Source organism: Polaribacter sp. (genome assembly GCF_051251875.1).
Lineage (GTDB): Bacteria > Bacteroidota > Bacteroidia > Flavobacteriales > Flavobacteriaceae > Polaribacter.
In genome coordinates this window covers 1-11,459 of sequence record NZ_JBPOGL010000011.1, presented here as the reverse complement: position 1 = coordinate 11,459, position 11,459 = coordinate 1, and the positions used below count along the sequence as shown (strand labels likewise).

General features: G+C 32.8%; 8 protein-coding genes. 3 read left to right on the top strand and 5 right to left on the bottom strand.

Annotation, left to right across the window (positions count from 1 at the left end):
- Positions 1-31 precede the first annotated feature (31 nt).
- Positions 32-1,081, top strand: a complete 1,050-nt coding sequence (thiL, locus tag ACSHW5_RS06835; protein WP_435675371.1) for a thiamine-phosphate kinase — start codon at positions 32-34, stop codon at positions 1,079-1,081.
- A 122-nt stretch (positions 1,082-1,203) separates the two neighbouring features.
- Here thiL and ACSHW5_RS06830 read toward each other — a convergent pair whose 3' ends face one another.
- The 4 genes from ACSHW5_RS06830 to ACSHW5_RS06815 form a co-directional block, all read right to left on the bottom strand.
- Positions 1,204-1,929 carry an SDR family oxidoreductase gene (locus ACSHW5_RS06830; protein WP_435675370.1) on the bottom strand — a complete coding sequence of 242 codons (726 nt, stop codon included), beginning with the start codon at positions 1,927-1,929 and terminating at the stop codon, positions 1,204-1,206.
- 71 nt (positions 1,930-2,000) lie between these two features.
- Positions 2,001-2,612, bottom strand: a complete 612-nt coding sequence (locus ACSHW5_RS06825; RefSeq protein WP_435675369.1) for a hypothetical protein — start codon at positions 2,610-2,612, stop codon at positions 2,001-2,003.
- 91 nt (positions 2,613-2,703) lie between these two features.
- Positions 2,704-2,844, bottom strand: a complete 141-nt coding sequence (locus ACSHW5_RS06820) for a hypothetical protein (protein WP_435675368.1) — start codon at positions 2,842-2,844, stop codon at positions 2,704-2,706.
- A gap of 98 nt (positions 2,845-2,942) precedes the next feature.
- Entirely contained in the window at positions 2,943-3,236 is a 294-nt protein-coding gene (locus ACSHW5_RS06815) for a hypothetical protein (RefSeq protein WP_435675367.1), read from the bottom strand.
- A gap of 414 nt (positions 3,237-3,650) precedes the next feature.
- On the opposite strand from ACSHW5_RS06815, the gene ACSHW5_RS06810 reads away from it, so the two are divergent.
- Positions 3,651-4,508: a tetratricopeptide repeat protein gene (locus ACSHW5_RS06810; protein ID WP_435675366.1), complete on the top strand. Its 858-nt coding sequence runs from the start codon at positions 3,651-3,653 to the stop codon at positions 4,506-4,508.
- Between the two features lie 15 nt (positions 4,509-4,523).
- Positions 4,524-9,821, top strand: coding sequence for an Ig-like domain-containing protein (locus ACSHW5_RS06805; protein WP_435675365.1), 5,298 nt, complete (start codon positions 4,524-4,526; stop codon positions 9,819-9,821).
- A 60-nt stretch (positions 9,822-9,881) separates the two neighbouring features.
- Here ACSHW5_RS06805 and ACSHW5_RS06800 read toward each other — a convergent pair whose 3' ends face one another.
- Positions 9,882-10,661 carry an alpha/beta fold hydrolase gene (locus tag ACSHW5_RS06800; RefSeq protein WP_435675364.1) on the bottom strand — a complete coding sequence of 260 codons (780 nt, stop codon included), beginning with the start codon at positions 10,659-10,661 and terminating at the stop codon, positions 9,882-9,884.
- Between the last annotated feature and the right edge of the window lie 798 nt (positions 10,662-11,459).

Sequence of the window (11,459 nt, the reverse complement as noted above, 5' to 3'; positions counted from 1 at the left end):
TGGTTTTTTAGATTGTACTTATCTTTGCAGCATGTTAGAAGATAAAAATACACAAAAAACATCGTTGGCAGAACTTGGTGAGTTTGGTTTAATTAATCATATTACTCAATATTTTAAGGTTGCCCAACCATCAACAGTTAAAGGAATTGGAGATGATGCAGCAGTTTTATCTGCCACAGAAAAACAAACTTTGGTAACCACAGATTTGTTAATTGAAGGTGTTCATTTTGATTTGAGTTATATGCCTTTAAAACACTTGGGCTATAAAGCTGTAATGGTTAATTTATCTGATGTGTATGCTATGAACGGCGTTGCCGAACAAATTACAGTTTCTATTGCTGTGTCTAATAGATTTCCGCTGGAAGCGATTGAAGAATTATATGCCGGAATTCAATTGGCCTGCGAGTCTTATAATGTAGATTTAGTAGGTGGAGACACAACCTCTTCTACCAAAGGGATTTTAATTTCTGTTACTGCAATTGGTAAAGCGGATAAAGAAGATGTTGTGTACAGAAATACGGCAAAAGAAACCGATTTAATTGTGGTTTCTGGTGATTTAGGCGCGGCGTATTTAGGTTTGCAAGTCTTAGAAAGAGAAAAACAAGTTTTTAAGGTAGACCCTAACAATCAGCCAGATTTAGATAATTACACCTATTTAATTGAACGTCAATTAAAACCAGAAGCACGTAAAGATGTTGCCGGTTTGTTAAAAGAATTGGAAATAAAACCTACTTCTATGATTGATATTTCTGACGGATTGTCTTCAGAGCTTTTTCATATTTGTACACAAAGTAAAGTAGGCTGTAAAGTTTATGAAGATAAACTACCTTTAGACCCGCAAGTAATTTCTACTTGTGAAGAATTTGAACTAGATTCTACCATGGTAGCTTTAAGTGGTGGCGAAGATTACGAACTTCTTTTTACTGTGCCCATATCTGATTTTGATAAAATAAAAGGAAATCCTAATTTTTCTATTATCGGACATATTACCGCAGAAAACCAAGGCTTAAATTTAGTAACTAGAGCCGGACAAGATATTGCATTAAAAGCACAAGGCTGGAATGCCTTAAAAGACGATTAAAAAAAGAACTGTTCTTTGATAAACAAAAAGCGAAAATTTAAAATTTTCGCTTTTTGTTTTTTTGAAAGGTCTGTTTATCAGCATAAAACCAACTGATTTTAAACCAATTACACTTTTACAATTTACACCATTGCTCCATTGGCGCCAATTACTTGACCCGAAATCCATTTTGAATCATTGCTGGCTAAGAAAAGTACAACTTTAGCTATATCACTAGGATCTGCAAGTCGGTTAAACGCATTCATACTAGCCAGTTTTTTGATAAATTCTTCTGATTTTCCGTTTAAAAAAAGTTCTGTATTTGTTGGTCCTGGCGCAATTGCATTTACAGAAATACCTCTACCAATTTCTTTTGAAAAAACTCTTGTTATTTGCTCAACAGCAGCTTTGGTTGCGGAATAAAGTGCATACGTAGGCAACATTAATTTTACCGTGCTTGAAGAAAAGTTTATGATTCTTCCGTTATCAGAAAGTTTAGAAGCTGCTTCTTGCAATGTATTAAATGTTCCTTTTACATTAATATCAAACTGTTTGGTAAAATCATCTTCATTATAGTCCTTTAACAGTTTGTTTATCATTATTCCGGCATTGTTAATTAAAACATCTACTTGTCCATAATGTTCAATTGTTTTGTTAAACAATGCTGTAACTTGAGCTCTATTGCTAACATCAGCTTTCATTGCAATTGCAGAACCTCCTTCGGCAATTATGGTTTCTATTGTTTCATTAGCAGCAGTATCACTATTTGCATAATTCACAACTATTTTGTTGCCATTTTTAGCCAATAAAATTGCTATTTCTTTTCCAATTCCACGCGATGCTCCTGTTACTATTATTACTTTATTCATTTATTTTTTATTCTTTTTTTTCAATTATAAAAACCAAACTAACCATCAACCAAATACCGTTTTATATTTGTTTATATGATGACGATTACACAACAAGTGTCCCATTTTTTATGATGAGCAACCCCAATGCCCAATTTTGAATAATTAACATTAAAGCAAATATTTCTATGACCAAGCGAAGGCACATCATGATCTATTAAAAGCTGCAACACAATATCTCTGCCAGTTTCCATTCCGTAGGAACAACATTCTGCAACATTCATCTTTTCACACGTTAGTCTTTGATGGCCTGTATACCCTCTTTCTCCAGATTCAACGGCAAAACACTTGGCATTTTCAATCATTTTAACATTAGGAAACAATGCTGGTAACGCCTGCATTTCATTCATGTGTTTTATGAGAGATTTTTTGTATTCAGAATCTTTTAAATAATTTCCAAATTTAGCTGGACCATTGTAGTTTATAAGTTCTAATTGTACAAACTTTTTAGGAAACAATCTTGCAAGGTTTAACAGAATTACCGCTTCTTTTTCCACTTCATTAAGTGTAGATGTCTCTGCTACTGTATTTGCTTTTTTAATATCCTCAGTATCCCACTTGCTGTTTATTTGAGAAAAAGAAGTGACGTGGCAAATCCAAAAAAGTATAAATGCCCAGAAAATTTTATTTTGATGTTTTTTCATTTTGATGTTTTTTATTGAGTTATACAAAAATAGAATCACCCCAAAACATTGGAATACACGAATCTAATTCTTTTTCATCAAAATATCAAGTCTAGCAACTTTTAACAAAATCTTCTACCATCCAGTTTTTGACTTCATCTCTGGTAAAACCTTTGTGTTTTTTATAACCAGGAAAAACTCTCATAATTGATGCACCAAGTTTAGAAGATACATCTAACCATTTTTTTATCAATTCGATATCTGCTGTTCTTGCTGCTTTATCTGGATTGATAAAGTTGTTTTTTACACCTGTTCAAGTAATATTTAAACCCAGTTCTAAGGCTTTTTTCTTTAATTGAAACAGTGTTTTATCCTCTGGAATTTAGGGTAGGTAGAATTATAATAACCTGTTAGATCTACCGCATCTAGGCCTAAATTTGCGGCAAACTCCATCATATCATAAAAGTTCATTTCACCACTTCTTAGTTGTTTGTTAAACGTATATGCATTTACACTAAACTTTACTTTAGAAGCTTTTTTAGTTTCTTTTATTTCCAATAATTTATTTGAAAAAAGGTGATTAGAACCTAATAGTAATGGCGCTATGGCTAAACCTCGTAAAATGTCTCTTCTTTTTTTATCCATTGGGTTGTCTATTTTTAAGTATTAGTAAAACCTCTTTTAAAAAATAAAGAAGCTTAACGAGCTTAATTTAAATTAATTAGAAAACAAAAGCAGGTAAGAATGAGATTCTCAAGTATCCCTAATTATGCACATTTTCATAACTAAATCTTCTTTTTTGAAACACTTTTTTATGAACAGTAACTGTTTTATTGTTTTTTGAAATAAAATGAAAATAAATATTGTAAAACATTTATAATCAGTTATTTGTAAAGGGTTTATTTTTTTTAAAATTAAGTATATTTCCAATATATAGGTAATTCAGAGGTTAAAAAAAAAAAAAGTATATTTTTTTCGAAAAAAATGGCTAAATTGAAACCAGTAAACTAAAACTAATTAATTCAGATTTCCCTCCTTAGATCTATTTTAGCTTAACAAATGGTTAAAAAAGCAAAATCTAACAACTTCTATTGTAATTCTTTGAAAGCAGTTTTTCAAGGAATTTGTATGCTTATATTTTTTTTAAATATCTCACATGCTGTTCAGGCACATGAAGGGCATAAAAAGAAAATTAAGCTTTTTACTGAAAAAATAAAAAAGGAACCCTTAAATCCAGAAAACTATTATTTAAGAGGGGTTCAATATCAATCTCATGGAGATTTTGAAGAAGCCAAAACCGATTTGTTAAAAGTGTTGGCATTAGAACCACATCACATGCACGTAGATTACAATTTGGCCTTGTTATATTTTGAACAAAATTTATTGAAAATTGCAATGACTCATGCGCAAAATTACATTAAAAAGTCTCCAGAAAACTATGAAGCCTATCACTTAAAAGGTCATATTTTAAATAAAAACAATAAATATAGAATGGCCGCTGATGCATACAAACAAGCCATAAAGAAATCTAAAAACCCTTCTATTGAATTGTACTATGCCTTATCAGAGAACTATAAAGATGCGGGTAATTTAGAGAAAGCAACACAGAGCCTAGTAAAAGGAATGGAAGAAATAGGCTCTTTAATACCCATGCAAAAATCTATAATAAAACTAGAAATTGCTAAAGAAAATTGGGTGAAAGCACATGCTTTAATTGATAATATTATTGCCCGAGTCAATAGAAAAGAAACTTGGTATGTTTATAAGGCTGAGGTTTTTAAGCTTCAGAAAAAAAATGAAGAGGCAAAAAAATATTTTATTATGGCTCACAAAACTATTGAACAACTAAGTCCTAATTTAAGACGTAAAAACAGCATTAAAAATCTAGAGGTGAAAATCGCTTCCAACATAAATTAACCAATTCATCACACCATGAAAAAACGATACATTTTATTATTGATTGTTGTGTTCACAGCAACAGTAACTTATGGGCAAACACTTATTTCTAGCAATAGTACTTGGAAATATTTAGACAATGGCTCAAATCAAAATACAGTTTGGACCGCTATAAATTTTAATGATAATGCATGGAATTCTGGTCCGGCAGAACTAGGTTATGGAGATGGTGGAGAAGCCACAATTGTTAGTTATGGTAATGATTCTAATAACAAATATATTACCACCTATTTTAGAAAATCATTTAATGTAACAAACCCAGGAAGTATCTCTGGCCTCGATCTAGATATTTTGGTTGATGATGGTGCTGTGGTGTATCTTAACGGCGTAGAGCTTTTACGTCAGAATATGCCAACTGGTACAATTAATTATCAAACTTTGGCTCCTACTTTTGTGAGCGGATCCGATGAACAAGCGTATACAAACTACTCGGGTTTGTCATCGGCTACGCTGGTTTCGGGTACAAATGTAATTGCCGTTGAAGTACATCAACAAAGTGGCTCTAGTTCTGATATAGGTTTTGATATGTCTTTAAGTGTAGGTGGACCACCAGGACAACCCAATGTAATACGAGGTCCTTATTTGCAGATTGGTACCTCTACTAGTACAGTAGTGAAATGGAGAACAAATAACCCTTCAAACTCTAAGGTGTTTTATGGAACTAGCTTGGGCAACTTAACACAATCTGCATTTAATGGCAGTTCTACTTCAGAACATGAAGTAACCGTAACGGGATTGTTACCAAATACCAAATATTATTATGCTGTAGGTACAAGTGTTGCAGCATTAGAAGGCGGTACAGCAGATTACACATTTACATCATCACCCACTCCAGGTACTAATCAACCAATACGAGCTTGGATTTTGGGAGATAGTGGTACGGCAAATAGCAATGCCGCAGCAGTAAAAAATGCCTATAAAAACTATGTGAACACGAATAGTTTGCATACAGACATGATGCTTATGCTTGGAGACAATGCCTACAATAGTGGTACAGATTCAGAATATCAAGCAGCCGTTTTTAATATGTACCCTACAATGCTACAAAAATCTGTATTATGGTCTTGCCCAGGAAATCATGATTATGGTACCATTAATTCATACTTAAATATTTTTACACAACCAACAAATGGTGAAGCAGGTGGAATTGGATCTGGAACTGAAAGATATTACTCTTTTGATTATGGTAATATTCATTTTATCTCTTTAGATTCTCATGGTTCTCCTAGAAATGTTGGTGGTGCACAATACAATTGGTTACAAAATGACTTAAATAACACAACCGCAGATTGGATTGTAGCTTTCTGGCATCACCCACCGTATACAAACGGTAGTCATAATTCAGACTCTGAATCTTATTTAGTGCAAATGAGAGAAAATTTTTTACCTCTTTTAGAATTACACGGTGTAGATCTTGTTTTAAGCGGGCATAGCCATTCTTATGAAAGAACCTACCTGTTAAAAGGGCATTACGGAAAATCGAATACATTAACGGGTTCTATGATTCTGGACAATGGAGATGGAGATCCTCTAGGTGATGGTGCTTATGATAAGGGAACATCTGGAGATGGAGCGGTTTATATTACCGCAGGAAGCAGTGGTAAGATTTCTGGAGTAAGTTCTTTTCCTATGATGTATACTTGGCAGAATCAATTAGGTTCTGTAGTTATGGAAACTCAGAATAATGAAATGCGAGTAAGATTCTTGAGAAGTAATGGTAGTTTTAGCGATGATTTTACCCTAACCAAAGATATTAGCAATAGCCCACCTATCGCTCAGAATGATGCAGTGTCTCCATTTCAAGGTGAGTCTGTAGACATTAACCTAGTTGCCAATGATTCTGATCCTAACGGGAACCTTGATTATAATACAATTTCAATTATTACACCTCCTACTAAAGGAACTTTAGGAGCAATTAATACAAATAACGGAACTATTAGTTATACACCTTTTACAAACGCTACTGGTAGCGATTCTTTCATTTATGAAATTTGTGATGATGGCGTACCCAATCCTGTTTTATGTGATCAGGCCACAGTAAATATTAATATTCAAGTAAATACTGCGCCAAACACAGTTACGGATAATGCAACTACCAATGAAAACACCAATATACTCATTGATGTGCTAGACAATGATACGGATGCCGAAAACAATATAGATATAACATCGGTACAAATTACGATTCCACCAACAAACGGTAGCATACTAAGTATCTCTGCTTCAGGAGAAATTGAATATCAACCTAATAATAATTATTCGGGTACAGATAACTTCAGTTACACAGTTTCTGATGATTTGAATGCCACTAGTGGTAATACAGTTGTAAATATTTCCATTTTATCTAATGTACCTCCGGTGGCAAATGATGATACGGCAATTACTACGGAAGATACCAGTGTTATTATTTCGATTTTTAATAATGATACAGACCCTAACAATGATTTGGATACCAACAACGCAAGTACAGCAGCAGGGTTATTACAACCTCTTCATGGAGTTGTAAATTTCTTACCTGGTATTGGCTTTGAATATGTACCAAATACAGGTTTTAATGGTTATGATCAATTTGAATATAGTGTTTGTGATCAAAGCAATCCAACACCATTGTGCAATGCAGCTACGGTAACAGTTTTTGTAGATTGCAGCAATAATCAAAGTCAGAATATAATAAAAGGTACCGTTTATGAAGATGCTAATGAAGATATGATTTTTAACCATGAATCAGGTCAAAACAATGTCATAGTTCAGCTTTTTAATGACGATAATGGCAACCAAATAATTGATGGCTCGGATGCGGTAATTGATAGTAAAACCACTGATGTTAACGGTAATTACTCATTTATTGTAAACCCGGTTTTTACAACCTCCAATAGTTTATCAAAAACTGTTAGTAATGATATTGATGATGCCTGGCAGAAAGACAATGGCGATGTGGAAAATGACAAAGACAACCATGAAATGGGAGAGGATGATACCTGGATAGGTCTAAGGTTCAGAAATGTGAATATTCCAGCTAATGCTAATATAACAGATGCCAGACTTGTTTTTAAATCTGCTGCAAATGAAGATAAATCTACAGCTGCTGTAAAAATTTATGGCGAATTAGACGCAACACCAGCGGTTTATAATGAAACAGATTATGGAATTAGCAGTAGATCTAAAGGTACAAGTGTTCCATGGACAATGGGTAACTGGATTAAAAACCAACAATATACAAGCCCAAATATTGCCTCTGCAATACAAGATGTTATTAATTTGAATGGCTGGTCTGCTGGTAATAATTTAGCACTTATTTTAGAAGGAACGGGTTCTAAAAAAAGGAAATTTTATTCGCACGATGGTAATAATCCTGTAAAATTAGAAATCGATTATGGAATACCAGGATTGGCAAACTATTCCTATATTTTAGAGATAGATGAAAGCAGTTTACCGCCAAGTGGGAATTTAACAACAGACAGTTTTCAGTACGCTAACATGACGGCTTTAGGTCAATTAGATTGTCATAATAATTTTGGATTTAGTGTAGGACCTCCAAATATTTCTCCTACTATAAGTTTAACATCTCCGGGAAGTGCAACCTATAATTTACCACAAAGCTTTACTATGCAGGCTTCAGCATCAGATGTTGATGGAACCATAAGTCAGGTAGAGTTTTTTATTAATGGAAATAGCGTTGGAGTTGGAGTAGAAGCGCCTTCAGGAGTTTTTACGTCATCAACCCAGAATTTAGACCTAAATGGTACATATTTATTAACTGCAAAAGCAACTGATAACAGTAATGGAGTAACAACCTCCAATCAACAAACCATTATTATTAATATCCCAAATAATCCGCCAACGGTAAGTATAACAAATCCATTAAACGGAACTTCTTTTACTACGGCACAGACCATTACAATAACTGCAAATGCGCAAGATTTTGATACCGGGTTAGGAGGCACTATAAGTCAAGTAGATTTTTATGCAAATGGTAATTTAATTGGAAGTGATAGTTCAATACCATATGAAGCAAACCTTAACCTTACACAAGATGCCAACATAAATATCACGGCAATAGCCACAGATGGTTTAGGGGAAACTGCCACTTCTACTACAGTAAATATTGTGGTTAATTTACCGAATGTAAATCCTACCATTTCTATTACATCTCCTGCTATTAATACTAGCTACACTTCACCCCAAAATGTGGGTATTGTTGTAGATGCCAATGATAGCGATGGTGCTATTGCGCAAGTAGATTTCTATATTGATGGTGTTTTTCTTTCCACAGACGCAAGCTATCCGTATGAAACAAGTTACCTTCTAGATACCGATGGTAGTTTTAATATTACCGCGATTGCTTTGGATAATGAAGGAGGCACTGCAACTTCATCAAATGTGACTATTACCTTATTGTCTGCACCAACAACGGTAAGTTATCAAATTATAAATTCTGATGATGATGCCTGGGAGAAAGGAAACGGAGACATGAAGCTAACGGAAAATGATCATGCGCTGAGTAAAGAAGGCTTTATAGGGTTAAGATATCAAAATGTGCAAGTACCTGAGAATGCAACAATCACAGAAGCATATATAGAATTTATTGCCTCTAGAAAAGAAAAGAAAAATACTTCAAGAGTAAATGTTTATGGAGAATTGTCTAATAATGCGAATCCATACAATTCCGTAGATTACAATATTTCCAATAGAACAAGTACTAGCAGTTCCGTTTCATGGACCTTTGCTAATTGGTTTGAAGATGTAACGTATACATCTCCAGATTTAACAACAATTGTTCAGGAAATTATTGATCAAGGTGGTTGGACCAGCGGTTCTGCAATGGCTTTTATGTTTGACGCAACGGCAAATGAGAAAAGAAAAGCCTATACTTTTGATGAAGATGAAGATCCTACGCTTACACCAAAGTTATTTATTAGTTATCAAGGAGGAACACCATCTGTAGCAAGCAGGTCTTCTAATAATTCCGTTAATAATTCAGTAGAAAACACCACTAAAGAGTCTTTAGAAATAATAGAAGGGATGTCTGATTTGCGCTTATTTCCAAATCCAACTTTTGGTCTGTTAAACATTACTTTCAATGTAAATAGAAAGCAATCTGCAGAAATGTATATTTATTCTATGGATGGTAAAAAAATAATGCATCGTATTATGCAAACCAAAAGCGGTTTAAATAGCTTGGCTGTTCAATTAAGTAGGTTTAGTAAAGGAAACTATATTGTTATAGTTAAATCTGGCAACAATCATATTTCTAAAACAGTAGTATTAAATTAATAGCTTAATATGTTTATCGGGAGTTGAGTTTTATAGGAACTCCCGATATGCATTTTTTATCTATATACTCTTCACAAACTCTTTTAATGCAACTTTGAGTTCATCTATATTTTCAATATGACTCATGTGGCCATCTGGGAAAACAACAAATTGTGAATTTGTTTTTTTAGCTTCTTCCAATGAAGTATTACAATCTAACACAGGATCTTTTTCGCCAATAATTATCAATTTTTTAAAAGAATTATCGGTCAAAACATGATTTGTATTTAAACGATTTTTCATCCCTTCATTGGCTGCAATATAACCTTGGAGAGAAGTTTGTAAAGCCTCTTTTTTAACAATTGCAATTTCGTTTTTAAATTTTATTAAATTGTCCTGATGAAATAAATTAGAAACAGCCATTTTTACCATGCTTTCAAAACTATTTTGAACCATTTTATTTGCTCTAATTCTCAGTTTTTTACGATCTTCATCATCCGGATTAGAAGTAGAATTCATTAAACACAAACCTTTAATTTTATGTGGATTTTTTTTGGCAAAAGCCAAGGAAATATATCCCCCTAAAGAATGACCCACCAAAATGCATTTTCTAATTCTTACGTGCTTTAAAACCGCTTCTACAGTTTCTGCAAACAACTCCATAGAATGTACATAACCCAAACAATCAGATTTTCCATGACCCAACAAATCAATGGTAATTACTCTGTTTTTTTTTGTTAATTGAGGAACAATTTCATCCCACATCGTGGCATTTTCTAAAAACCCATGAATTAAAACAATAGCAGTTCCTTTTCCTTGATCTGTATAAAAAATATTGGCATTTTTGTAGACTAAAATCATTGTAAAAAATTCAAAACTTACACAACCCTGAAAGGGTTTTAAACCCTTTCAGGGCTACTAAATATTTAACCATCTTTCTGTAGCAATAGTATCAACTTTTTGTAAGTGCGAATCTATAAAATTTTCTTTTGTTTCAAATTCATAAATTACTTTATCTTTTACTATGGGTGATTTTTTATCCGAAATTATAGAAAAATAGGAACTCCAAGGATAATCTGTTAGCTTTTAGTACTATAATTTTGAATACTGCAATTCCTTTTCCTTCATCAATATAAAAAATATTAGCGTTTTTATAAACTAAAATCATTGTAAAAAATTAGAAATTACTCAACCCTGAAAGGGTTTAAAACCCTTTCAGGGCTACTAAATATTTAACCATTTTTCTGTAGCGATAGTATCAACTTTTTGTAAGTGCGAATCAATAAAATTTTCTTTTGTTTCAAATTGATAAATTACTTTATCTTTTTCAATGGCAAATTTTTTATCCGAAATTATTGAAAAGTAAGAACTCCAAGGATAATCTGTTAGCTTTTAGTATTATTTTGTTGAATACTGCGATTCCTTTTCCTTCATCAATATAAAAAATATTAGCGTTTTTGTATACTAAAATTATTGTAAAAAATTCAAAATCACACAACCCTGAAAGGGTTTAAAACCCTTTCAGGGCTACTAAATATTTAACCATTTTTCTATAGCAATACTATCTATTTTTAGTTGATGTGAATCAATAAAATTTTCTTTTGTTTCAAATTGATAAATTACTTTATCTTTTTCAATGGCAAATTTTTTATCCGAAAT

Bases quoted from the DNA above. Each gene is read 5' to 3' on its own strand.
- ACSHW5_RS06800 (WP_435675364.1), bottom strand. From the start codon at position 10,661: ATGATTTTAGTCTACAAAAATGCCAATATTTTTTATACAGATCAAGGA.
- ACSHW5_RS06825 (WP_435675369.1), bottom strand. From the start codon at position 2,612: ATGAAAAAACATCAAAATAAAATTTTCTGGGCATTTATACTTTTTTGG.
- ACSHW5_RS06815 (WP_435675367.1), bottom strand. From the start codon at position 3,236: ATGGATAAAAAAAGAAGAGACATTTTACGAGGTTTAGCCATAGCGCCA.
- ACSHW5_RS06805 (WP_435675365.1), top strand. From the start codon at position 4,524: ATGAAAAAACGATACATTTTATTATTGATTGTTGTGTTCACAGCAACA.
- ACSHW5_RS06830 (WP_435675370.1), bottom strand. From the start codon at position 1,929: ATGAATAAAGTAATAATAGTAACAGGAGCATCGCGTGGAATTGGAAAA.
- ACSHW5_RS06810 (WP_435675366.1), top strand. From the start codon at position 3,651: ATGGTTAAAAAAGCAAAATCTAACAACTTCTATTGTAATTCTTTGAAA.
- thiL (WP_435675371.1), top strand. From the start codon at position 32: ATGTTAGAAGATAAAAATACACAAAAAACATCGTTGGCAGAACTTGGT.